The organism is Haloferax marisrubri (assembly GCF_001469875.2).
Taxonomy (GTDB): Archaea; Halobacteriota; Halobacteria; order Halobacteriales; family Haloferacaceae; genus Haloferax; species Haloferax marisrubri.
Genome location: NZ_LOPW02000020.1, coordinates 1 through 216, shown reverse-complemented (window position 1 = coordinate 216; position 216 = coordinate 1). Strand labels below are relative to the sequence as shown.

The 216-nt window shown below is 48.6% G+C and carries 1 protein-coding gene; it reads right to left on the bottom strand.

The annotated features are described in order from the left end of the window. Positions 1-135: CoA transferase (locus tag AUR65_RS20570; RefSeq protein ID WP_199180643.1), on the bottom strand; the 135-nt coding region annotated here is incomplete at its 3' end. Positions 136-216 lie beyond the last annotated feature (81 nt).

Below are 216 nucleotides of genomic sequence, written 5' to 3'. Positions count from 1 at the left end.
CCGTTCCCACTCGCCGCCGATGCGTTCGATTTTGATGACGTCAGCCCCCATCTCGGCTAGCTTTTGGGTTGCCCAGGGACCCTGCATCATTTGTGTGAAATCGGCTATCTTCACGTCTTCGAGTGCACTCTTCATTTCGTTCCGATTTCCATGTTCGAATATATAAAATATGAGGGTGACCGTTAGCACACCTCTCTCAAATTCTGTTTTCGTTTG